At 67.7% G+C, this 23,455-nt stretch carries 22 protein-coding genes; 17 read left to right on the top strand and 5 right to left on the bottom strand.

Annotated elements, in window-relative coordinates:
• Positions 1-42: 42 nt before the first annotated feature.
• On the bottom strand, positions 43-513 hold the full coding sequence (locus U858_RS0119105) for a MarR family winged helix-turn-helix transcriptional regulator (RefSeq protein WP_025138763.1): 471 nt from the start codon (positions 511-513) through the stop codon (positions 43-45).
• A gap of 86 nt (positions 514-599) precedes the next feature.
• Between U858_RS0119105 and U858_RS0119100 the strand changes: the two genes are divergently transcribed.
• Entirely contained in the window at positions 600-1,502 is a 903-nt protein-coding gene (locus U858_RS0119100) for a LysR family transcriptional regulator (RefSeq protein ID WP_029954087.1), read from the top strand.
• Positions 1,503-1,557: 55 nt separating this feature from the next.
• Positions 1,558-2,079 (top strand): hypothetical protein, encoded by a 522-nt coding sequence (locus tag U858_RS0119095; RefSeq protein ID WP_025138761.1) that lies wholly within the window; start codon positions 1,558-1,560, stop codon positions 2,077-2,079.
• 44 nt (positions 2,080-2,123) lie between these two features.
• Here U858_RS0119095 and U858_RS0119090 read toward each other — a convergent pair whose 3' ends face one another.
• A complete protein-coding gene (locus tag U858_RS0119090; protein ID WP_025138760.1) occupies positions 2,124-3,068 on the bottom strand; it encodes a LysR family transcriptional regulator in 945 nt (314 codons plus the stop codon).
• 181 nt (positions 3,069-3,249) lie between these two features.
• Here U858_RS0119090 and U858_RS0119085 point away from each other — a divergent pair, with 181 nt between their 5' ends.
• From U858_RS0119085 to U858_RS0119050, 8 genes are all read left to right on the top strand, one after another.
• Positions 3,250-4,455, top strand: coding sequence for an aminotransferase class V-fold PLP-dependent enzyme (locus U858_RS0119085; RefSeq protein ID WP_025138759.1), 1,206 nt, complete (start codon positions 3,250-3,252; stop codon positions 4,453-4,455).
• 45 nt (positions 4,456-4,500) lie between these two features.
• Complete coding sequence (locus U858_RS0119080) at positions 4,501-6,054, top strand: ABC transporter substrate-binding protein (protein WP_025138758.1); 1,554 nt, start codon at positions 4,501-4,503, stop codon at positions 6,052-6,054.
• 10 nt (positions 6,055-6,064) lie between these two features.
• A complete protein-coding gene (locus U858_RS36450) occupies positions 6,065-7,021 on the top strand; it encodes an ABC transporter permease (protein ID WP_025138757.1) in 957 nt (318 codons plus the stop codon).
• The gene (locus tag U858_RS0119070) at positions 7,018-7,848 is read left to right on the top strand and encodes an ABC transporter permease (RefSeq protein WP_025138756.1); all 831 of its coding nucleotides are present in this window, start codon (positions 7,018-7,020) and stop codon (positions 7,846-7,848) included. Before U858_RS36450 ends, U858_RS0119070 begins: the two co-directional genes overlap by 4 nt.
• Complete coding sequence (locus U858_RS36180) at positions 7,845-8,729, top strand: ABC transporter ATP-binding protein (protein WP_051593619.1); 885 nt, start codon at positions 7,845-7,847, stop codon at positions 8,727-8,729. The genes U858_RS0119070 and U858_RS36180 overlap by 4 nt, the downstream gene beginning before the upstream one ends.
• A complete protein-coding gene (locus U858_RS36175; protein ID WP_025138754.1) occupies positions 8,726-9,559 on the top strand; it encodes an ATP-binding cassette domain-containing protein in 834 nt (277 codons plus the stop codon). Before U858_RS36180 ends, U858_RS36175 begins: the two co-directional genes overlap by 4 nt.
• A 100-nt stretch (positions 9,560-9,659) precedes the next feature.
• Positions 9,660-10,067, top strand: a complete 408-nt coding sequence (locus U858_RS0119055; protein ID WP_025138753.1) for a DUF2946 family protein — start codon at positions 9,660-9,662, stop codon at positions 10,065-10,067.
• 99 nt (positions 10,068-10,166) lie between these two features.
• Positions 10,167-12,224, top strand: a complete 2,058-nt coding sequence (locus U858_RS0119050; protein ID WP_025138752.1) for a TonB-dependent copper receptor — start codon at positions 10,167-10,169, stop codon at positions 12,222-12,224.
• Here U858_RS0119050 and U858_RS0119045 read toward each other — a convergent pair.
• Positions 12,214-13,128 (bottom strand): LysR substrate-binding domain-containing protein, encoded by a 915-nt coding sequence (locus U858_RS0119045; protein ID WP_025138751.1) that lies wholly within the window; start codon positions 13,126-13,128, stop codon positions 12,214-12,216. The genes U858_RS0119050 and U858_RS0119045 overlap by 11 nt on opposite strands.
• Positions 13,129-13,237: 109 nt before the next feature.
• Between U858_RS0119045 and metC the strand changes: the two genes are divergently transcribed.
• The 5 genes from metC (at position 13,238) to U858_RS0119020 (ending at position 18,744) form a co-directional block, all read left to right on the top strand.
• Positions 13,238-14,386, top strand: coding sequence for a cystathionine beta-lyase (gene metC, locus U858_RS0119040; RefSeq protein ID WP_025138750.1), 1,149 nt, complete (start codon positions 13,238-13,240; stop codon positions 14,384-14,386).
• A 157-nt stretch (positions 14,387-14,543) separates the two neighbouring features.
• Complete coding sequence (locus U858_RS0119035; RefSeq protein ID WP_025138749.1) at positions 14,544-15,683, top strand: amino acid ABC transporter substrate-binding protein; 1,140 nt, start codon at positions 14,544-14,546, stop codon at positions 15,681-15,683.
• Positions 15,684-15,728: 45 nt separating this feature from the next.
• A complete protein-coding gene (locus tag U858_RS0119030; protein ID WP_025138748.1) occupies positions 15,729-16,877 on the top strand; it encodes an amino acid ABC transporter permease in 1,149 nt (382 codons plus the stop codon).
• Positions 16,874-17,971, top strand: coding sequence for an amino acid ABC transporter permease (locus U858_RS0119025; protein ID WP_025138747.1), 1,098 nt, complete (start codon positions 16,874-16,876; stop codon positions 17,969-17,971). Before U858_RS0119030 ends, U858_RS0119025 begins: the two co-directional genes overlap by 4 nt.
• A 35-nt stretch (positions 17,972-18,006) precedes the next feature.
• The gene (locus tag U858_RS0119020; RefSeq protein WP_115596994.1) at positions 18,007-18,744 is read left to right on the top strand and encodes an amino acid ABC transporter ATP-binding protein; all 738 of its coding nucleotides are present in this window, start codon (positions 18,007-18,009) and stop codon (positions 18,742-18,744) included.
• A gap of 55 nt (positions 18,745-18,799) precedes the next feature.
• Here U858_RS0119020 and U858_RS0119015 read toward each other — a convergent pair whose 3' ends face one another.
• Entirely contained in the window at positions 18,800-19,672 is an 873-nt protein-coding gene (locus U858_RS0119015) for a LysR substrate-binding domain-containing protein (protein ID WP_025138745.1), read from the bottom strand.
• A gap of 130 nt (positions 19,673-19,802) precedes the next feature.
• Here U858_RS0119015 and U858_RS0119010 point away from each other — a divergent pair, with 130 nt between their 5' ends.
• Positions 19,803-20,927, top strand: coding sequence for an agmatine/peptidylarginine deiminase (locus U858_RS0119010; RefSeq protein WP_025138744.1), 1,125 nt, complete (start codon positions 19,803-19,805; stop codon positions 20,925-20,927).
• Between the two features lie 75 nt (positions 20,928-21,002).
• On the opposite strand, the gene U858_RS0119005 is transcribed toward U858_RS0119010, so the two are convergent.
• Complete coding sequence (locus U858_RS0119005) at positions 21,003-21,485, bottom strand: hypothetical protein (RefSeq protein WP_025138743.1); 483 nt, start codon at positions 21,483-21,485, stop codon at positions 21,003-21,005.
• A 219-nt stretch (positions 21,486-21,704) separates the two neighbouring features.
• Between U858_RS0119005 and U858_RS0119000 the strand changes: the two genes are divergently transcribed.
• Positions 21,705-23,378 (top strand): NAD(P)/FAD-dependent oxidoreductase, encoded by a 1,674-nt coding sequence (locus U858_RS0119000; RefSeq protein ID WP_025138742.1) that lies wholly within the window; start codon positions 21,705-21,707, stop codon positions 23,376-23,378.
• Positions 23,379-23,455 lie beyond the last annotated feature (77 nt).

Below are 23,455 nucleotides of genomic sequence, written 5' to 3'. Positions count from 1 at the left end.
GGGGACGTCAGTGTGCAAGTTCAGGCGTGGACGGCAACGCCATCAAGAGCGGGCCTGAGTGGCGCCGTTCAGATCCAGCAGCAGGCTGCCCAGCCGGTCCAGCACGCGGTGCGCGGCGTCGACGTCTTCGGGCGCCATGCCTTGCAGCAGCTCGCGTTCCAGCGTGGCGGACACGGTATTGACCCGCCGCACCAGCTGGCGCCCCTGGGCCGTGATGGCCAGCGCCTTGGCGCGGCGGTCGTCCGGGTCTTCCAGGCGCTCGATGAAGCCGTTGGCTTCCAGGTTCTGCAGCACCCGCACCACGGCGGAGTTGTCCAGCGACAGGGCGGCCGCCAGGTCTTTCTGGCGCATCGGGCCGGGCGCGCGGGCCAGTTGCACCAGCGGCAGCCAGGTGGCCTGGGTGAGGTCGAACGGCTGCAGGCGTTGATCGACGGCGCGGCGCCACTGGCGCGCGACGACGCCGATCTTGGTGCTGAGCCGGCCTTGGGGCGGGGCGGCGGTTTCCTGGGACATGGCTGGGTTTGCGAATTAGATGACTTATCATCTATTATAGATGAGTTGTCATCTAATTTCAAGAACGACGCAGCAAGAGGTAGACGATGAGCAGAGACATAGACCGCCTGCGGGACATGGCGTTTTTCGCGGCGGTCGCCCGAGAGGGCAGCTTCACCAAAGCCTCGCAGGCGCTGGGCGTGCCCACGTCCACGCTGTCGCGCCGCATCACCGAATTCGAAGCCGATATCAAGATCAAGCTGTTCAACCGCTCGACCCGCCGCGTGACGCTGACCGAGACCGGGGCGCGCTACCTGCAGCAGATCGACGACATCGTGCAGCAGGCCAAGACCGTCAACGACGAGTTGAACAGCGAGATATCCGACCCGTCGGGCGTGCTGCGGGTCAGCATGTCGAACGACTTCGCCACCTATTTCGCCGACGCGCATTTCGCCGAGTTCCACGCGGCCTACCCGCAGATCAGCTTCGACATTTTCCTGACGTCGCTGCTGCCCGACCTGATGACGCAGCGGCACGACGTCAGCATCCTTACCGGCGACCCGCCCACGGCCTCGCGCCTGGTGGCGCGGCGGGTCGGCCTGGTGCGGCGCCACCTGTATGCCACCAAGGCCTACCTGGCCGCGCACGGCACGCCGCTGGCGCCGGCCCAGCTGGAACATCACCAGTGCCTGTTCACGTCAGAGACCGAGGCCGGCGCCGGCTGGACGCTGCATAGCGGCGACGACGCCGTGGCGGTGCAGCCGACGCCGCTGCTGGTCACCAACAGCCAGTCGCTGATCCGCCAGCTGATCCGGCAGGACATGGGCATCGGCCAATTGAGCCGCACGCAGGCGTCGGCGTTGCTGCAGGCCGGGCAGATCGTGCGGCTGCTGCCGGATTGGCAGCTGGACCCGATTCCGCTGTACGTCATGACCGCGTCGCGGCTGTTGCCGGCGCGGGTACGGGTGTTCGTCGATTTCCTGGTGCAGAAGTTCGAACGGCTGGCGTAGGCACCGGGCAGAGGCAAGGGCGGGCGCATCCACCGGGCTGCGCGATAATGCCGCGATGATTTCGCTAATCGCCTTCCTCCAGCATGGCCGGATCGGGCCGTGGCGCCCCGGCGCCGACAGCACGCCGCAAGCGGTCTTCGCCGCCCTGGGGCCGCCCGATGAGGTCTACACCCCCACGGACCTGGACCGCTCCTATCGGCCCGGAGACGCGCGCTGTTTTCCGCTGATCGTCGGCTACGGCGACATCGAATTCCATTTCGAATCCGAGACGGCCTTGACCACGGTGTTCGTGGACGGTTTCAGCGGGCGGGGCGGGTATGTCCGAGGCGGCCCATTGGCATTGACGGACACCGGCATCCTGCGGGCCGGCACGCCCCTGGCGCGCTTTCTGGACAACGCGGCGCGCCGCGGTATCGCGGTCGGCGACGTACGGCCGCACGCGCCGCCTTATGCCTTTCTGGTCACCACGTCAGGCGGAATAGAGGTCGGCTTCGAACACGACGATCCCGCGTTGGCCGGCTCGGTGCCGCGCCTGAATTGGTTCTGCTGGGTGGCCCGGCCGACGCCGGTAGGCTAGGGCTGGTCCGAGGGGCCTTGTCGTGTGGACGGGCCCTGATTCGCCTACGGAAACGCCATGCCGCCATCTCCCTCGGCGGCATCCTGCGGCACCAGGTCCACCCGCTCCGGCGCCATCTCTTTCACCCGCCGGATCAGCAGCCGCGCGAATTCCCGCGCCTGTTCCGACGGCGCATACGAACTGGGCAGCAGGAAGCCGTACGGCATGGTCAAACGCGGCTCGAAGTCGCGCAGCACGATGCCGGGCACGTTGGCCGCCAGGATCGGATCGGCCAGGGCGATGCCCATGCCCAGCGCCGCCAGTTGGCAGGCGGACTGGCCGGACGACGTTTCCATCACCAGCCGCAGCGGCAGCCGGCGCTTTTCCATCAAGTCGTCGATGTGCTGACGCAGCAGGGTATAGGGGCGCAGCGCGATGAAGGGCTCGTCCTGGATGTCGTCGGCCGTGACCACGCGCCTGGCCGCCAGGCGGTGGCCTTCGGGCATGGCGATCACCAGCCGTACCTGGGCGAAAGTGCGGCTGGTGATGCCCGGGAAATCGATCGGCAGCGCGGCCACGCCCAGGTCGAACTGCTGGCCCGACATCCACAGCCCCACGTCCACCCGCGAACGCACTTCCAGCGACATGCGCACCTGCGGATGGCTGCGGCCGAATTCGGCGATGGCGCCGGGCATGGCGCTGTAGGCGAAGTAGGGCTGGGTCAGGATGCGCAGCCAGGCGTCCTGCTGGTTGCGGATGTTGCCGGCGATTCGATCCACCTCTTCGAAACCGGCCAGGATGTGCCGCGTGCCCTCGTAGAAGCGCAGGCATTCCTGGGTGGGGATCAGCCCGCGGCCCTGGCGTGAAAACAGCGAAAAGCCGACTTCTTCTTCCAGCGCCGAGATCAGGCGGCTGATCTGGGGCTGGGTGCGGTGGATGCGGCGCGAGGCCTCGGTGACGCTGCCGGTTTCCATGACGGCGCGCAGGGCTTGCAGGCGGTTCAGGCGCATAGGGACAAACCCGAAAGGGCGGGCAGGGACAGACTCGGGCCGTTCCCGCTGCGCCATAGGAGAAAGCGGCCAGGCCGCCGCGATACATTACAAAAGTGCATGAATCGATACTCCAAACGAAATTGACGCATGGATTCACGCAATCTTAGGATCATCCCACCTTCAATGAAAGAGGCGCGGCGTGAATATCCTGGACAAACCGGTTTCCGTGGGCGGACCCGCGGCACTGTTTCCCGATGACCGCAATGGCATCGAGCAGCTCGACTGGAGCAACATCGGGCAGGCGTTCCCGATCAAGCAGCGGCGGGCGTATCTGAACAACGCGTCGATCGGCGCGCTGAGCCTGCCGGTGGTGGCGGCGGTGAATCGCTTCATGGAGGACGTGCGCGACAACGGCCGCAACGCCTATCCCGAGTGGTGCCGCTACGCCGAGGAAACCATCAAGGCCCGCATCGGCCGGCTGATCGGGGCGGGGCGCGACGAGATCGCGTACGTCAAGAACACCACCGAAGGGCTGGTCAATGTGGCCAACGGCTTTCCGTGGCGCGACGGCGACAACCTGATCCTGCCCGACATCGAGTACCCGTCCAACGTGTATTGCTGGATGAAGCTGGCGGCGCGCGGCGTTACGATCCGTTGGGTGAAGAACCGCAACGGCCGCATCCTGGTGGACGATATCCGCAAGCTGATGGACGACCGCACCCGCCTGGTGTCGCTGAGCGCGGTGCAATTTTCGAACGGCTTCCGGCAGGACCTGGAGGCCACCTCGAACCTGTGCCACGAACGCGGCGTGTACCTGAACCTGGATGCGATCCAGTGGGCCGGCGCGCTGGAGCTGGACGTGGAACGGCTGGGCGTGCACTTCCTGTCGGTGGGCGGGCACAAGTGGATGCTGGCACCCATCGGCACCGGCTACTTCTATTGCCGCAAGAGCGTGCTGGGCCTGCTGGACCCGCCCAGCGTGGGCTATCACAGCGTCGACAGCACCGAAGACCACATGCACTACCTGCTGGAATACCGGCCCAACGCCGGCCGTTTCGAGGAAGCGCTGGCCAACTTCACGGGCATCTGGGGCCTGGATGCCGCCGTGCGCATCCAGCTGGCGCTGACGCCGGCCCGCATCGAGGCGCACATCCTGGAACTGACCGACTACGCCGCCGTGGCGCTGCAGCGCAAGGGCTTCCAGATCGTCAGTTCGCGGGTGCCCGGCGAGGCCTCGGGCAACCTGTCGTTCAAGCATGCCCGCCACGACGCGCAAGACCTGGCTGATCGCCTGCGCGAGGCCGGCGTGGACCTGGCGGTGCGCGGGGGCAACCTGCGCATTTCGCCCAGCTACTACAACGATACCGATGACATCGACCGCCTGGTCGAGGCGCTGCCGTCCTGACGGCGCGCCGCGCACCGGCTGACCATCATGAACAAGGGGAACACCATGGCAATCCTGCAACCCTGGCGCCGGCTGGCGCTGGCCCTGGGCGCCTGCGCCCTGACGGCCTGGGCCTCCAGCGGCGTCGCTGCCGACACGCCCAAGGCCGGCGGCACGCTGCGCTACGGCACCGTGTCCGAAATCGTGTCGCTCGATCCGCATGTGTATGGCGGCAGCGCCTGGAAGGTGCTGATCGAGGCGCTGTACAGCCCGCTGGCGGGCTACGACAAGAACGGCACGATCGTGCCGCGGCTGGCAAAAAGCTGGGACCAGCCCGACGCCCGCACGCTGGTGTTTCACCTGCGCCCGGACGTGACGTTCCAGGACGGTACGCCGGTTACGGCCGACGACGTGAAGTTCTCGCTGGACCGCATCCTGGACCCGGCCACGGGCGCCACGCTGCGCTCGAACCTGCAGGGCGCCACGGTCACCGTGGTGGACGCGGCCACCGTCAAGGTCGAAAAGCCCACGCCGGACGCCACCATGCTGAGCGTGCTGGCATTGCCCGAAGCGGCGATCGTGTCGCGCAAGTGGGTACAGGGCGGCGCCAACCTGAAGCTGTCCGCCAACGGCACCGGCCCGTTCCAGCTCAAAAGCTACGAACCCGCCGTGCGCGCCAACCTGGTGCGCAATCCGCACTATTTCGTCACGGGGCAACCCTACCTGGACGGGGTGGATTTCCGCATGATCAAGAGCGATGACGCGCGCGTGAACGCGCTGCGCAGCCAGTCGCTGGACATGATCGACTTCGTGCCCTGGAAAGACATCGACGTGCTGCGGCGCAACGCCGGCATCAAGATCGACACCGCCGGCGGCGCGTTCATGAGCGTCTGGTTCAATACCAGCAAGAAGCCGTTCGACGACGCCCGCGTGCGCCGCGCGGTGTCGTACGCGATCGACCGCGAAGCCGTGTCCAAGGCCGCGTTCTTCGGCTACGGCAAGCCCATCTACGGCGCGCCCACGCCGGACGATTCGCCGTACTACGACAAGGCGCTGGACGGTACCTACAAGCGCGATCCCGCCAAGGCGCGCGCCTTGCTGGCCGAAGCCGGCTATGCCAATGGCGTGGACGCATCGATGGTGGTGTTCCAGGGGCTGGGCATCTACACGACCATGGCGCAGGTGGTGCAGGCCAACCTGAAGGAAGTCGGCATCAACCTGAAGCTGGAACCCGTGGAATGGGCCACGCTGGTCGAACGCAAGAACCGCGGCGACTATGAATCCATGATCTACGGCGTGTCGGTCAAGCTGCCCGACCCGGACGCCTATGCCTACTACCTGGGCGGCGATTCCAGCTACTGGGCCAAGCCGGTCGGCTATCGCGACCCCGAACTGGAAAAGCTGTTGGCCGACGGCCGCGCGCTGACTGACCCCAAGGCCCGCCAGCCGATCTACCAGCAGGCCGAAAAGCGCATTCTGGACACCAGCCCGTGGGTCTTCGTGAGCTGGCGCGAGCAGGGCCAGGGCTACCTGCGCAAGGTGCACGGCTATACGCAGCTGGGCGGGGCGCTGAGCGAAAGCAGCCCCGGCATCTCGCTGCCCACCATGTGGCTGAACTGAGCGCGCCGGCATGCTGCCTTTCCTGCTCAGGCGCCTGACGTCGGCGCTGGTCACCCTGGCGCTGGCCGCCGGGGTGGTCTTCATCGCGATTCATCTGCTGCCCGGCGACCCCGTGGCCATCATGCTGGGCGACCAGGCCGGCAGCGATCCAGTGGCGGTGGCGCGCGTGCGCAGCCAGCTGGGGCTGGACCTGCCGCTGGGCACGCAGTTCGCCCATTGGGCCGGCGCGTTGGCGCACGGCGACCTGGGCGTATCGCTGCGCACGGGCGAACCGGTGGTCGACGAACTGGCGCGGCGCATTCCACGCAGCCTGGAACTGATCGGCGCCGGGCTGCTGGTGGCGGTGGTGCTGGGGGTGCCGCTGGGCGTGGTGGCGGCGCGTTCGCGCGGCCGGCTGGCCGGCATGGCGGCGTCCGTGCTGGCGGTGGCGGGGTTTTCGGCGCCGGTGTTCGTGCTGGGCATCCTGCTGGTGCTGGTGTTCAGCCTGGCGCTGGGCTGGCTGCCGTCGTCCGGCTTCGTGTCGTTTGCCGATGACCCCGTGCAGCACCTGCTGTCGCTGATCCTGCCGTCGCTGACCATCGGCCTGAACTTCATGGGTGTGGTGGCGCGCATGACGCGCGCCAGCCTGTCGGACGTGATGAGTCGCGACTACGTGAAACTGGCCCGGGCCAAGGGGCTGCCGCGGGGCAAGGCGATCCTGCGCCACGCGCTGCCCAACGCGCTGGTGCCGGTGATTGCCATCATCGGCATCCGCGCGGGCAACCTGCTGGGCGGCACCGTCATCATCGAGGCGCTGTTCGACTGGCCAGGCCTGAGCTCGCTGCTGGTCAGCGCGGCGTTCTCGCGCGACTACCCGGTCATCCAGGGTTCGCTGCTGGCCATCTTCGCGCTTTTCATCCTGATCAGCCTGGTCATCGACCTGGCCCAGGCCCTTGTCGATCCCCGCATCCGCAGGCCGTCCGCATGATCGCATTCCTTCGAACTTCCACCGGCGGCCTGTCCGTGCGGCTGGCCCTGGGCTTTTTGGCCGTAGTGGTGCTCGCCGCCGTGCTCGGCCCGGCGCTGGGGCTGGCCGATCCCTACCAGATCGATGCCGCCAATCTGTTGTCGGGTCCGACCCGGGCGCACTGGCTGGGCACCGACGAACTGGGCCGCGACCTCTTGTCGCGGGCCGTGTACGGCGCCCGCGTGTCGCTCACCGTGGCCGCCGCGGCGGTGGTGCTGGCCGGCGTGCTGGGCGTGGCGATCGGCGTGGGCGTGGCCTTTCTGGGCCGGCGCCTGGAGTCTGCCGCCATCCGGGTCGTGGACGTGTTCGTGTCGCTGCCCGAGATTTTCGTGGCGCTGGTGGTGCTGGCCTTCATCGGCGGCAACCTGCCGACGCTGGTGGCGACCATCGGCGTGCTGTATGCGCCCCAGTTCGCCCGCGTGGCCTGGGGCGTGGCGCGCGGCATCCGGGCGCGCGAACACGTGCTGGCCGCCAGTTCGCTGGGCGCGGGCACGGGCTGGATCATCTGGCACGAGGTGCTGCCCAACATGCGGTCCATCATTGCGGTGCAGGCGTCGTTCACGTTCTCGTTCGCCATGCTGCTGGAAGCGGGCTTGAGCTTCCTGGGGCTGGGCGTGCGGCCGCCGGTGCCGTCGTGGGGGCAGATGGTGGGGTCGCTGAAAGACTATCTGTTCACCAATCCGTGGCCCGTGCTGGTGCCGGCGCTGGCCTTGTTCTTCACGGTGCTGGCCGTCAACGTCCTGGGCGATTGGCTGCAGGACGCGCTGAATCCGGAGCTGCAACGATGACGCGCGCATCCGACGTACTGCTGACGGTCAGGAACCTGACCGTGGATTTCGACACCGCCCACGGCACCGTGGCCGCCGTGAAGGGCGTGGACCTGACGCTGGCGCGCGGCGAAGTCGTGTGCCTGGTGGGGGAATCCGGCTCGGGCAAGTCGGTCACGGGCTTTTCGCTGATGGGCCTGGTGGACCCGCCCGGGCGCGTCGCGGCCGATGCCATGGAGTTTGACGGCCGCGATCTGCTGCGCGCGTCGGACCGCGAGAAAGACGCGCTGCGGGGCAAGGACATCGCCATGGTGTTCCAGGAACCCATGACCGCGCTGAATCCGGGCCGCACGGTCGGCAGCCAGATCGCCGAAGTGCTGCGCATCCATGGCGTGCTGGGCCGCCGCGCGGCGTGGGAACGCGCGGTGGCGCTGCTGGACCGGGTGGGCATCCGCGAACCGGCGCAACGCGCCCGGGCCTATCCGCATGAGCTGTCCGGCGGCATGCGCCAGCGCGTCATGATCGCGATTGCCTGCGCCCTGACGCCCAAGCTCATCATTGCCGATGAACCCACCACGGCGCTGGACGTGACCGTGCAGGCGCAGGTGCTGCAACTGCTGTTTTCCATTCAGGCGGAAACCGGCGCGGCCGTGCTGTTTATCACGCACGACCTGGGCGTGGTGGCCGAGATCGCAGACCGCGTGGTGGTCATGCAGGCGGGCAGGGTGGTCGAAACGGGCGAGGTGACGCAGATCTTCAACCAGCCGCGCCATCCGTACACCCAGGCCTTGCTGGCGGCCGTGCCCGACGTGGACGCGCCGCGCGACCCAGCGCGCCGCCTGGCGCCCAAGGTGGGCGAGTTGGCCGCCCCTGACGTCTCGGCCGAAGGAGCCACACCATGACCGAATTCATCCTGCAAGCCGATGGCGTCGCCAAGGACTACGTGGCCGCGCGCGATTTCCTGGGCCGGCCGACCCGACGGGTGCAGGCCGTCAAGGGCGTCAGCCTGGCCGTGGAGCAGGGCACCACGCTGGCGCTGGTGGGCGAATCCGGCTCGGGCAAGAGCACCCTGGGCCGCTGCCTGGCCGGGCTGCTGCAACCCACCGCGGGCCGCATCCAGCTGGCCGGCCACGATGTGCGGCATCTGACGGGTGCTGCGCTGATGTCGTTCCGGCGTCAGGTGCAGACCATCTTCCAGGACCCGTATTCCAGCCTGAATCCGCGGCGCACGGTGGGTGACGCGATCATGGACGGCATGGTGATCCACAAGCTCTACACCGCCGACGAGCGCCGCGCCCGCATGCTGGCGCTGCTGTCGCGGGTGGGCCTGCAACCGGACCACGCGCGGCGCTTTCCGCACCAGTTCTCGGGCGGCCAGCGCCAGCGCATCGCGATTGCCCGCGCCCTGGCGCTGGAGCCGCGCTTCATCATCGCGGACGAAGCCGTGTCGGCATTGGACGTGTCGGTCAAGGCGCAGGTGCTGGACTTGCTGGCCGACCTGCAGGCCGAGCACGGCCTGACCTATCTCTTCATTTCCCACGACCTGGGCGTGGTGCGGCACTTCGCCGACCGCGTGGCGATCATGGCGGCGGGCGAACTGGTCGAAGAGGGCGAGTGCGACCGGATCTTCGAGGCGCCGGAGCAGGACTACACCCGCAAACTGATCGCGGCAGTGCCGCGGCCGGACCCGGGGCGACGGCGGTTGCGGGGCGTGCCGGCGGTCGTGGATTGACCGGCATCAAAGCGCGGCGTCAACAGCCTGGCCGGACGCTGCGCCAGCCGTGCCCGTGGCGGCGCGCATGCTACCATCGGCGCCGTCAAGGAGAGGACGGATGCACGCAGGGGCCCATGCTGCAAGACGCTGGATCGCGCTGGTCGCGGCGACCCTGTTCGTCTTCCAGGCCCTGATCGCCTCCGCCGTCCTGGCGGCCCCGCGCACAGGCGCTGGCGCGCCGGGCGCCACCACCATCATCTGCACGGCCAGCGGTCCGCGCGTCGTCACGCTCGATGCCGACGGCGCCAAGCCGGCCGCGTCGCAGCACAGCGGCGCCTTGCCGCATTGCTGCAGCGGCGGCTGCGCCATGCTGGGCGGCGCCACGCCGCCCATGCTTTTCCTCCTGGCCTGGCTGTTGCCCGCGGCACCGCCGCAGGCCTTGCCCAGGTCCGCACCGGCCCCGCACTTCTCCAGTGCGCTGGCCCGATTGCCGCAGCGTTCGCGCGCGCCGCCTGTCCTGGTCTGAGCCTTTCTGTTCCCTTTGCATTCCCGTTGACGCCAGCCTGCCTCGCGCGGTCTTGACCGCCGGTGCGCGCCCGTGCGCAACCCAGACCAAGAGAATCCTATGCGCAAGAACAAGCAATGGCTGCGCGCGAGCGGCCTGGCCGCCGCCGTGGCGGCATCGTTTCCCGCGTGGCCGCAAGCCGCCGACGCCGTCATCACCACCGATCCCGTCGTGATCACGGGCGTGGCGCCCAGCGCGCCGCTGACGTTCACGACCGACCCGAAGCTGCCGCGCCAGCCCTTGCCGGCCAGCGACGGCACCGACTATCTCAAGACCATCCCGGGCTTTTCCGCGATCCGCAACGGCGGCACCAATGGCGACCCCGTGCTGCGCGGCATGTTCGGCTCGCGCCTGAACATCCTGACCAACGGCACCTCCATGCCCGGCGCCTGCCCCGCGCGCATGGACGCGCCCAGCTCGTACATCTCGCCGGAAAACTTCGACCAGCTCACCGTCATCAAGGGACCGCAGACCGTGCTGTGGGGGCCGGGCGCGTCGGCCGGCACCATCAAGTTCGACCGCGACACGCCGCGCTTCACCGAAGCCGGCGTGCGCTTTGACGGCAGCCTGGTGGGCGGGTCAAACGGCCGCAACGACCAGGCCGCCGACCTGACGGTGGGCAATGACAAGGTCTATACCCGCATCACCGCCAACCATTCGCATTCCCAGGACTACAAGGACGGCGACGGCAACAAGGTGCCGTCGCGCTGGGATAAATGGAACGCCGACCTGACGCTGGGGTTCACCCCCGACGCCGACACCCTGTACGAACTGACCGCCGGCACCGGCGATGGCCAGGCGCGCTACGCCGGGCGCAGCATGGACGGCTCGCAATTCAAGCGCGAGAGCTTCGGCCTGCGTTTCGAGAAGCGCAACCTGGGCACGGTGCTCAACAAGGTCGAGGCGCAGCTGTACTACAACTACGCCGACCACGTCATGGACAACTACACGCTGCGCAAACCGGACCCGATGAGCGCCATGCCCATGGCCATGGCGGCCGACGTCGACCGGGCCACCTGGGGCGGGCGCTTTGCCAGCACCTGGAACCTGTCGCAGGACGTCAGCCTGGTGACCGGCCTGGACTTCCAGCAGAGCCGCCATCGCCAGCGCAGCGGCACGGATGTCATTTCCTACGACAGCCAGCCTTGGGTCAAGGACGCCGAATTCTCCAATACCGGGCTGTTCAGCGAACTGACCTGGCACGCCGCGCCGGACGCCCGCGTCATCGGCGGGGCCCGTGTGGACTGGGCTTCGGCCAAGGACTTCCGCCCGGACGACGGCGCCATGATGATGCCGATGCCCAACCCGACCGCCGGCGAGCGGCGCCGCGACACGCTGCCCAGCGGCTTTCTGCGCTACGAGCAAGACCTGGCCGGCGTGCCCGCCACGGTCTACGTCGGCCTGGGCCATGCCGAGCGCTTTCCCGACTACTGGGAACTGTTTTCGCCGGGCAGCGGGCCGTCCGGCACCGTCAACGCCTTCCAGGGCGTGAAACCCGAGAAAACCACCCAGCTCGACGTCGGCGCGCAATACAAGACGGAGACGCTGGACGCCTGGTTCTCGGGCTACGCGGGCTACGTCAACGACTTCATCCTGTTCAACTACACGTCGGGCGGCATGATGGGGTCGACCTCACAGGCGACCAATGTCGACGCCCGCATCGCCGGGGGTGAACTGGGGGCTTCGTACAAGCTGGCGCCGTCGTGGAAGGTCGGCGCCACGCTGGCCTATGCCTGGGGCCAGAACCGCCGCGACGGCCGTGCCTTGCCGCAGATGCCGCCGCTGGAAGCCAAGTTCAGCGCGGCCTACGACGATGGCACGTGGTCGGCCGGGGCGCTCTGGCGTCTGGTGGCCGCCCAACGGCGCTATGCGGTGAACGAGGGCAATGTGGTCGGCAAGGATTTCGGGCCCAGCGCCGGCTTTGGCGTGTTCTCGGTGAACGGCGGGTATGCCGTCAACAAGCAGGTGCGGCTGTCGGTGGGCGTGGACAACCTGTTCAACAAGACCTACAGCGAACACCTGAACCTGGCGGGCGACGCGGGCTTCGGCTTTGCGGCCGATACACGCATGAACGAGCCGGGCCGCACGCTCTGGGCGCGGTTGAGCTTCAAGTACTGAGCGCCGCCCGGATCCGCTTCAAATCCCGGTCCAGCTCGATGCGCATCGCTTTCAGCAACGCCCGCGCGTTTTCTGAAAGCGGTGTGCCGGGCCGGAACACCAGGAGGCAGGTGAAGCTGATGTCCAGGTCCAGCGGCTTGATGGTCAGGCCGCGGGCCAGGTAGTCCAGCGCCATCACCGGGTGCACCATGCCGATGCCCAGGCCGTGCAGGGCGAATTCGCAGACCGAATTGGAATAGGGCGTTTCCAGGATCGGGCGCAGCGCCAGGCCCTGGTCGTTCAGCGCGGTTTCCAGGCGGCGCCGGCTGGCGTCTTCGGGGTTCAGCGCGATGAAGGGGTGGTCGATCAGGTCTTGCAGCGCGATGCGCGGCCTGGCCGCCAGCGGGTGGCGGTTGTGCATCGCGATGACCCCGGGAATGCGCACGAATTCCGAGTGTTCCAGCCCGGCCACCGACAGTTCGTCGGCCATCAGGCCGAAATCCAGCTGGCCGGCGGCCACCTGCTGCAGCACCTCGCGCGAGCTCATGATCTGGAACGACATCTGGATGCGGCGGTCCTGCAGGCCGAAGGCGGCGATGGCGCGTGGCATGAAACCGGTGCCCAGCGCCGGCAGCGACCCCACGGCCAGGCGGCCCACGCCAAACGATTTCAGGCTGCGGATGCGGTGTTCGATGAGTTCGAAGCCGGCAAAGCAGCGGTCCACTTCCTCCATCAGCGCCTCGGCTTCTTGCGTGGCCACCAGGCGCCCGCGCACGCGTTCGAACAGGCGCAGTTCGGACGAGGTTTCCAGCTTGCGGATGGCCTGGCTGACGGCCGGCTGGGAAATGCCGAGCAGGGTAGCGGCCTTGCTGGTCGTGCCGGCCTGCATCACGGCCCGGAAGACCTGGATTTCGCGCATGTCCATCTATAAGTCCCGCTTATCGACTGAGTATTTTCAATTGTTGAGGCAATGGGGCGAAAGGCAGACACTGGCGCTATTCCCGATCACCTTCTAAGCCCAGCGAATAGAGTAGATGAAAGCTATCAACCAGACTAATAGAGATTTTGCCAGCCTGTCGCCGTCGGTGCACCGCGCCTCGACCGTGGTGTTCGGCTCGCTGGAAGACTTCGTCAATCGCAAGCACCGCCAGCCCGACGGCTTCAGCTACGGCGTCACCGGCACGCCCACGGCGCGGCTGCTGGAAGACTGCATCGCCGAACTGGAAGGCGGGCGTCACTGCGTCATCACGCCGTCGGGCGCGGCGGCGCTGATGACGGTGGTGATGGGCTTCGTGCGTGGCGGCGATCACCTGCTGATTTCCGCGGCCTGCTACGGCGCACTGAAGACGTTCGGCGAGAAATGGCTGGCCCACATGGGCGTGGACGTCGAGCTGTACGACCCGTCGATCGGCGCCAGCATCGAGGCGTTGATTCGCCCGACCACGCGGCTGATCTGCATCGAAGCGCCGGGCACCGTCACCATGGAAATGGCCGACGTACCAGCCATTGCCGCCGCCGCGCGCCGCCACGGCGTGCTGACGATGATGGACAACACCTGGGCTAGCCCGCTGGGGTTCAAGCCCCTGGCGCACGGCGTGGATTTCAGCGTCGAGGCGGCCACGAAATTCTTCAGCGGCCATTCGGACGTGCTGATGGGCGCCATCAGCATGAACGATGCCGGCCACTACGCCGTGCTGCGCGAGACCCAGAGCATCCTGGGCCAGCAGGTCAGCCCCGACGATTGCTTCCTGGTGCTGCGCGGCCTGGAAACGCTGGGCCTGCGGGTGCGGGCCCAAAGCGACGCGACGCTGCAGGTGGCCGAATGGCTGGCGGCGCAGCCGCAGGTGGAACGCCTGCTGTATCCGCCGCTGCCTGGCGACCCTGGCCACGCGCTGTGGCGCCGTGATTTCTCGACCAACGGCTGCCTGTTTTCGATGGTGCTGGCGCCCGCACCCGAATCCGCCTTCAACGGCTTTTTCGATTCGCTGCGGCATTTCGTCATCGGTGCAAGCTGGGGCGGCGTGCACAGCCTGGCCGCCTATTACCCGGCGGGGTTGCAGGCGGGGCGGGCCTTTCCGGCGACGGACCGGCCCATCGTGCGCCTGTCCATCGGGCTGGAGGACGTGGACGTGCTCAAGGATGACCTGCGCGCCGGCTTGGCGGCGTACCAGGCGCAGCGCTGAGTTTCTGGCCGCGGTGCGGTCGTTTCGCGGCATTGCGGCCCGGATCGCCTGCACCGGTTTGAACGCCCACCGGTTTGAACGCCCACCGCCGGCACACCTTGCCGGCGGCGGACTCGAAGCGCCAGAAGGCGCTCTATATATAGCAAGGGGAATTGCCATGTTGTCTCGTTTCACTTCGTGTTTCGGCGGCCGGGTCCTGGTCGCCGCGGTGGTCTCCGCAGTTGCTTCCACGACGGCCGTCCTGGCGCCGTCGGCTGCATTCGCCCAGTCCGCCGCGCCTGCCGCGGCGCCCGAGGCCCCCGCGGCGGGCGCATCTCCGGTGGCGGCCGCCGTCACCCAGACCAACAGCCCCACCGTGGACCAGATCCGCGCTCGCGGCTACGTCATCTGCGGGTCCGGCCACGGCACCACCGGTTTTTCGGCGCCGGACAAGGACGGCAACTGGAAGGGGCTGGACGTGGACACCTGCCGTGCCATCGCCATTGCGGTGCTGGGCGATGCGACCAAGGCGCGCTTCGTGCCGCTGACGGGCCAGCAGCGCCTGACCGCGTTGCAGACGGGCCAGATCGACGTGCTGCCGCGCACCACGTCCTGGACGCTGCGGCGCGATGCCAACGGCATCAACTTCACCTACCCGAACTACTACGAGTTCGATGCCTTCATGGTGCGCAAGGACCTGGGCATCACGCAGACCAAGGACATGGTGGGCGCCACCATCTGCGTGCAGACGGGGTCCACCAATGAAGTGACGGTGGCGGACCTGTCGCGCAAGTTCAAGCTGGGCCTGAAAACCGTGCTGTTCGACAACGTGGCGGCCTCGCGCCAGGCCTTCTTTTCGGGACGCTGCGATGGCCTGATCACCGACGCGTCGGCCTTGGCGGCGGTGCGCGCCACCCAGGCGCAGAACCCGGACGACTACGTGATCTTCCCGGCCAGCGGCCACAGCGAGGCCCTGACGCCGTCGGTGCGCCACGGCGACGACCGCTGGTTCGACATCGTGAAATGGGTGATCCAGGTGCCGATCGCGGCCGAAGACATGGGCATTACCCAGGCCAACGTGGACGAGATGCTGAAATCCACCGACCCGCGCATCGCCCGTTTCCTGGGCGTGGAACCCGGCAACGGCAAGGCGCTGGGGCTGGACGAGCGCTGGGCCTACAACATCGTCAAGCAGCTGGGCAATTATGGCGAGATCTTCGAGCGCAACGTCGGCAAGAACAGCCCGATGAAGCTCGAACGCGGCATGAACCGCCTGTACCGCGATGGCGGCCTGATGTACCCCTACGTCTTCAACTGAGCCGCGGCGCGGCTCACGACGACGCGCATTGCGTAGAGGCACATCATGTTCAAGCGACTTTGGTTCGACGGCCGCGCCCGGGCTGTCCTGATGCAGGCGCTGATCGCCTGCGGCTTTCTCGGGGCGGTGGGGTGGCTGGCCTGGAACGCGCACGCCAACCTGACCCAGCGCGGCATTGCCATGGGGTTCGACTACCTGGGCGAAGCGGCGCGCTTTCCGATGGCGGAAAGCCTGCTTGCCTACCAGCCCACCGACAGCTATGGCCGCGCCTTCGTGGTGGGGCTGGTCAACACGCTGTACATCTCGGCGCTGGTGATCGTGGCCTCGACGGTGCTGGGCTTTGGCCTGGCGCTGGCCCGGCGCAGCCGCCATCCGCTGGTCAACGGCATCGCGACCGTGTACCTGGAAGCCGTGCGCAACACGCCCTTGGTGGTGCAGCTGCTGTTCTGGTATAGCCTCGTGACGCTCAACCTGCCGTCCGTGCGGCAGGCGCTGCAGCCGCTGCCGGGTGTGTTCCTGTCGGTACGCGGGCTGTTCTTTCCCAGCGTATCGGTGCAAGGCAATGTGCAGGCGCTGGTGGGCGGGCTGCTGGCGGCGGCGCTGCTGGGGTGGGGCGCATGGCGCCTGGCCCGACGCAGCACGGCCCGGGCGGTGCCGTGGCGCTCGCTGGGCGTAGTTTCCGCGCTGGCCGTGGTGGCGCTGGCCGCCGGGTGGGGCGGGGCCACCTTGCAGGTGGACAGCCCCACGCTGCGCGGCCTGAACTTCATCGGCGGTACGGCCTTCACGCCGGAATTCACCGCCTTGCTGGTGGGCCTGACGATCTACTCGGCCGCGTTTTCGGGCGAGATCATCCGCGGCGGCATCGACGCCGTGCCGGGCGGCCAATGGGAAGCGGCGCATTCGCTGGGCCTGAAACCGGCGGCGGCGCTGCGCTGGATCGTGGTGCCGCAGGCGCTGCGGGTGATCATCCCGCCGATGACCAGCCAGTACCTGTCCATCATCAAGAACACCACATTGGCGCTGGCAGTGGGATACCCCGACCTGTCGTTCGTCATCACCACCACCATCAACCAGACCGGCCAGGCCATCGAAGGCGTGGCGGTGCTGATGGCGGTGTACCTGAGCATCAGCCTGTCCGTGTCGCTGTTCATGAACCTGTACAACCGCCGCCTTCTGAGGACGCAACGCGCATGAGCCTGACCCTTTCCACCGCCGCGCCGCAGCCGGCGCGCCAGGCCCCGCGCGACCGCCGCAATACCGTGTGGCACCGGCTGTTCGGCAGCCTGTTCAGCGCGCTGGCCACCGTGGCAACGCTGGCGCTGGTGCTGGCCGCGGCCGGCCGCCTGATCAACTGGGCCGTGATCGACGCGGTCTGGCCCGGCGCGGCCGGCGATGTCTGCCGCCAGGCCAGCGGCGCCTGCTGGGCCTTCCTGGGCGAGAAGATGCGCCAGATCCTGTTCGGCATCTATCCGCCGGGCGAGCAGTGGCGGCCCACGGTCGTGTGCGGCTTCATCCTGGCCATGACGGTGTATTCGCTGAGCCCGCGGCATTGGCGCCTGCGCACGGCGGTGCTGTGGATCGTCGGCATGGCCGCGGGCCTGGCGCTGATGCAGGGCGGCGTGTTCGGCCTGGCGCGGGTGCCGACGGCCTCGTGGGGCGGCCTGCCGGTGACGCTGCTGCTGGCGGTGTGCTCGCTGGGCGCCGGCCTGCCGCTGGGCGTGCTGCTGGCGCTGGGGCGCCGCGGCAGCCTGCCGACTGCGCGTTTCATCAGCGTGGGCATCATCGAATTGATCCGGGGCCTGCCGCTGGTGAGCCTGCTGTTCATGGCGTCCATCGTGCTGCCCATCATGCTGCCCGCCGGCATGACGATCGACAGCCTGCTGCGCGCCGGCATCGCCTTGACGGTGTTTTCGGCGGCCTACCTGGCCGAGGTGATCCGCGGCGGCTTGCAGGCGATACCGCCGGGCCAGGCCGAGGCGTCACGCGCGCTGGGCCTGTCGTGGTGGCAGATGACGCGGCTGGTGGTGCTGCCGCAGGCGCTGCGCAAGGTGATCGCACCGCTGACCAACACCGCCATCGTGATGATCAAGAACACCAGCCTGGTGCTGATCGTGGGCCTGTTCGACCTGCTCAGCGCCGGCCGCGCCGCCTTGACCGATCCGGCCTGGCCCACGCCGTACGTCGAAACCTATCTCTTCATCGCATCGATCTATTTCTGCATCTGCTTCGGCCTGTCGCGCTATTCGATGTGGCTGGAACACCGCTACAAAAAAGGGGAACTCCGATGACCAGACCGCACGCCAACGGCGCGGCGCTGCCCACGATGACGCCGCCCGCGATCACCATCGCGGGCATGAACAAATGGTATGGCGACTTTCACGTGCTGCAGGACATCGACCTGCAAGTGCAGACGGGCGAACGCCTGGTGATCTGCGGGCCGTCGGGCTCGGGCAAGTCGACCATGATCCGCTGCATCAACCGGCTGGAACGGCACCAGCAGGGCTCCATCGTCGTCAACGGCGTGGAACTGACGGATGACCTGCGCGCCGTGGACGGCGTGCGCACGGATGCCGGCATGGTGTTCCAGCACTTCAATCTGTTCCCGCACCTGACGGTGCTGGAAAACTGCATCCTGGCGCCGACCCAGGTGCGGCGCATGCCGCGCGCCCAGGCCGTGGACCTGGCGATGCGCTACCTGGAACGGGTGCGCATTCCCGACCAGGCCGGCAAGTATCCCGGCCAACTGTCGGGCGGCCAGCAGCAGCGCGTGGCCATCGCGCGGTCGCTGTGCATGCAGCCGCGCATCATGCTGTTCGACGAACCCACGTCGGCGCTGGACCCGGAAATGGTCAAAGAGGTGCTGGACGTGATGACATCGCTGGCCGACGACGGCATGACGATGCTGTGCGTGACCCACGAAATGGGCTTTGCGCGCAACGTGGCCGACCGCGTGGTGTTCATGGACGGCGGGCGCATCATCGAGACGGGCGCGCCGGGGGACTTCTTCGATAATCCTCGGCACGAACGGACGCGGGCGTTCCTGGAGCGGATCCTGCATTGACCGGCAAGTCGGGCGGGGGCCCAGCATTCCGTACGCGGGCTGAGCCCCGCCGCCTTCAATCCCAGCGCTTCCAGTCCACGCCCAACGCCTCGCATAGCCAGGTACAAAACCCGGCGGCCAGGTCGTTGCGGCTGTCGCGATGCACCAGCCAGCTCCACTTGGGGCCTCGTACGGACTGGGGCGTCATCGCGATCAGCGCGCCATCGGCGCAGGCATCCTGCGCCAGCAGCTCGGCCACCAGGGCGATGCCCAGGCCCTGGCGCGCGGCATCCAGCAACTGGCCCGGGTCCGAAAAATTCAGGCCGCTGGCCCGCTCGCCGACGTCGGCGCCGCCCTGCATGCGCCAATAGCTCCAGTCCATTTCGCGTTCGCCGTGCAGCGTGGTGCGTTGGGCGGCATCACGGGCCAGCAGGTCCGGGTGGCAGGCCGGGTACAGGCGGTCTTCGCGCAGCACGCGGAATTCGCAATCGGCTTGCGGCGCCAGGTCATCGCGCACCGCAATGTCGATGGTCTCGGTCGTCATGTCCGGCGCGGCATCGCTGGTATATAGCCACAGGTCGACCTCGGGATGCCGTTCGTGGAACACCGCCAGGCGCGGCACCAGCCAGTGGCGCGCGAACGACGGGCTGGTGTTGACGATCAACTGGTTGGGCTTGCGGTACTGGTCCAGCCGGCGGATGCCGGTGGCCAGTTGCAGCAGCATGGCCTGGGTGGTGCCCAGCAGATCGACGCCGGCATCGGTCAGCACGACGCTGCGGCCCTGGCGATGGAACAGCGGTTGTTCCAGATAGGTTTCCAGGCTGCGGATCTGTTGGCTGATGGCGGACTGGGTCAGGTGCAGTTCGTCGGCGGCTTTGTGGAAACTGCCCAGCCGGGCGGCGGCTTCGAAGCCTCGCAGCACATTCAGCGGCGGCCATTGTTTAAGCATGATTGATAAGCAAATCTAATCAGAAGTCCGCTAAATATATCGCTTGTTCGGGCGACATCGGTGGCTCTACGATGCTTTCCAGGCCGTAGAGCCGGATTTCAGCGATTTTCACCACTGATTGGATTTACTTATGTTTACGCGTCGCCATTTCGTCAAACAACTGTCTGCACTGGCCGCCACCCGGATGGTTGCCGCCTCGGGAGCCGGCCTGCTGGCCACGCGCGCCCAGGCCGGCGCCGGGGTGCACTGGCGCATGCCCGACGAAGGCGAAAAACAGGTCCGGGCGTTCATTGCATTCGGCGCGCAGCCGGCCATCTGGAAGGACTTCACCCCCGCCGTGCAGGCCGCGCTGGGCCGCATCGCCCGCGCCATCGCCGCCTACCAGCCGGTCACCGTGTTCTGCCGCGCCCATGACATGGCACTGGCCCGCCGCCATTGCGGCACCGACAACACCACCTTCCTCGCGGCCGAGCTGGACGACATCTGGATGCGCGACATCGGCGCCAACTTCCTGGTGGACGGGCAGGGCGGCCTGACCGGCATGGATTTCAACTTCAACGGCTGGGGCGAAAAGCAGGACCACGACGCCGACGCGCTGGTGGCCGCGCGCATGGCCAAGGAAGCGCGGGCCCGCCATGTGCGCAGCGAACTGGTGGGCGAGGGCGGCGGCATCGAAGTCGACGGCCGCGGCACCGGCATCATGACCGAAAGCAGCTGGATCAACCGCAACCGCAACCCGGACTGGTCGCGCGCCGACGTGGAGGCCGAACTGAAGCTATGCCTGGGCCTGCGCAAGATCATCTGGCTGCCGGGCATCAAGGGCCGCGACATCACCGATGCCCACGTGGATTTCTACGCCCGCTTCGTGCGGCCCGGCGTGGTGCTGGCCAACCTGGACATGGACCCGGATTCGTACGACTACGACCTGACGCGCCGGCACCTGGACATCCTGAAAACCGCCACCGATGCCGACGGCAACCGGCTGCAATTGCACACCGTCTCGCCGCCACTGAACCCGCGGCCCAGCGTGTTCCAGGACGACAACCCGGACTTTGCCGCCGGCTACATCAACTACTTCGTCATCAACGGCGCGGTGATCGCACCGGAATTCGGCGACCGCGAGGCCGACGCCAAGGCGCGCGAGGTGCTGCAGGCGCTGTATCCGGACCGCACCGTGGTGCAGCTGGACATCGATGCGATCGCCTCGGGCGGCGGCGGGATCCATTGCGTCACGCACCAGCAGCCGGCGGTGTAGCGGCGCCGTGCACGGCGCCGAGGGACGACGCCGTGGCGTGATTCGTGCGCAGTGACGCGGCCCGATCCGCCGTCGTCAGCGACCGCCCAGGAACAGGTTGTCGCAATAACCGCCCAGCAGGTCGTAGCTGAGGATGCGCTTGTTGGCATCGGTGGTGAACGACATGTAGCAGGACTCGCCTTCCTCGGTGTAGTAGCCGGTGGGCGCGGTGTTCTGCTGGTAGATCGGAATGGCGCCCTGGCCGCCGCCAGCCGGCAGCACCGTGACCAGCGTGCTGCCGGCCGAGGCGGTGCCGGTCTGCACGAAGCGGCGGTGCTGGGTGGACCCGAAGCGGCTCCAGGTGTGCACGTAGCGCGGGTTCTGCGGGGTGCCGATATTGGGGTAGGCGGCCGAGCCGCCTTGCGCGTCTTCGGGGCCGAACTGGGCAGTGACCGATTCCAGGTTCTGGCCGATCATGCTGCGGGCGTAGCGGTCCAGCTGGTTGGCGGGCGGGTGGTAGACGCAACCACCCAGCAAGACCAGGCCCAGGGCAACGGAACCGAGGGTGATGGGGCGCAAAGCGGGGCGGGAAACCGAGCGGGAATCCGAGACTGAAGTGGGGCGGGGGAGGTGGCGGAACATTGTGGCGCTTCTTTGAGGCTAGTCCGAAAGGCCGCATTCTATTCCCGGCCAAAATGACGGCGGTTTCTTTGGCGTAAAAGATGTAACACCCCACGGCGGCCATGGTCTAATACGCGTTTTACGAGCCCTTGAACCCTGACACGGTTCCCTTGCCTCATGTTGCGCCTGACTGAAATCATTCTGCCCCTGTCGACCTCGCAAGACGATATCGACGACACCCTGCGTACTGCCGCCTATGCCCGCCTGGGCATCGCCCCAGAGGCCCTGCGGTCGCTCACCATCTTTCGCCGCAGCTACGACGCGCGCAAACGCAGCGCGATCACGCTGACTTATTCCATCGACATCGACGTGGCCGACGAGGCCGCCGTGCTCAAGCGCATGGCCGGCGTGCGCACCGTGATGCCGACGCCGCCGCTGGAATACCAATACGTGGGCCACGCCCCGGCAGACTTGCCAGAAGACAGCCGGCCCGTGGTGATCGGCTTTGGTCCCTGCGGCCTGTTCATCGCGCTGATCCTGGCGCAGATGGGCTTCAAGCCGCTGATCCTGGAACGCGGCCGCGTGGTACGCGAACGCACCAAGGACACCTGGGGCCTGTGGCGCAAGCATGAACTGCAGCCCGAATCGAACGTGCAGTTCGGCGAGGGCGGGGCGGGCACGTTTTCTGACGGCAAGCTGTCGACCCAGGTCAAGGACCCGAAGCACTACGGCCGCAAGGTGCTGCAGGAATTCGTGGCGGCCGACGCGCCGCCCGAAATCCTGTACGTCAGCAAGCCGCATATCGGCACCTTCCGCCTGGTCAAGATGATCGAGCAGATGCGCGCCCAGATCGAATCCCTGGGCGGAGAATTCCGCTTTGAAAGCCGCGTGGACGATATCGAGATCGACAACGGCCAGGTGCGCGGCGTGCGTCTGGCGGGCGGCGAATTCATTGCATCGCGCCATGTGGCGCTGGCCGTGGGCCACAGCGCCCGCGACACCTTCCGCATGCTGCATGCGCGCGGCGTGTTCATCGAGCCCAAGCCGTTTTCCCTGGGGTTCCGCATCGAACATCCGCAGTCGCTCATCGACCGCGCGCGCTTCGGCCCCAGCGCCGGCCACCCGGTGCTGGGCGCGGCCGACTACAAGCTGGTGCACCACGCGGCCAACGGCCGGTCGGTGTACAGCTTCTGCATGTGCCCGGGCGGCACCGTGGTGGCGGCGGCGTCCGAACCCGGTGGCGTGGTCACCAACGGCATGAGCCAGTATTCGCGCAACGAACGCAACGCCAACGCCGGCATCGTGGTGGGCATCCAGCCCAAGGACTATCCCGGCATCGATGCGTCGCCCCTGGCGGGCATCGACTTCCAGCGCCACTGGGAAGCCCGTGCCTATGAACTGGGCGGCCGCGACTACTGCGCTCCGGCGCAACTGGTGGGCGACTTCCTGGACGGCCGCCCGTCGACCGCGCTGGGCAGCGTGACGCCGTCGTACAAACCCGGCATCAAGCTGACCGACCTGTCGACCAGCCTGCCGGACTACGCCATTGCCGCCATCCGCGAAGCCTTGCCCGCGTTCGAACGCCAGATCAAGGGCTTCGCCATGCGCGACGCGGTGCTGACCGGCGTGGAAACGCGCACCTCGTCGCCGCTGCGCATCACGCGCCGCGACGACTTCCAGAGCATGAACACCAACGGCCTGTTCCCGGCCGGCGAAGGCGCCGGCTACGCGGGCGGCATCATGTCGGCCGCCATCGACGGCATGAAGGTCGCCGAGGCCGTGGCCCTGCACATCCTGGGCACCGGGCCGATCACCGGCGGCAATCGCCGCGGCGAAAGCGACGACTACTAAGCCGTTCGGCATTGCCCGCGGCACGTTGCGTGTCGCGGCGCCTCTCAAATCCTCTTTGCACGCCCGGCGGGTATCCG

It is taken from the genome of Achromobacter sp. DH1f, from assembly GCF_000633435.1.
GTDB classification, from domain to species: domain Bacteria; phylum Pseudomonadota; class Gammaproteobacteria; order Burkholderiales; family Burkholderiaceae_B; genus Achromobacter; species Achromobacter deleyi.
Note: the sequence above shows the minus strand (reverse complement) of the source record. Positions and strands in the feature narration are given on the sequence as shown.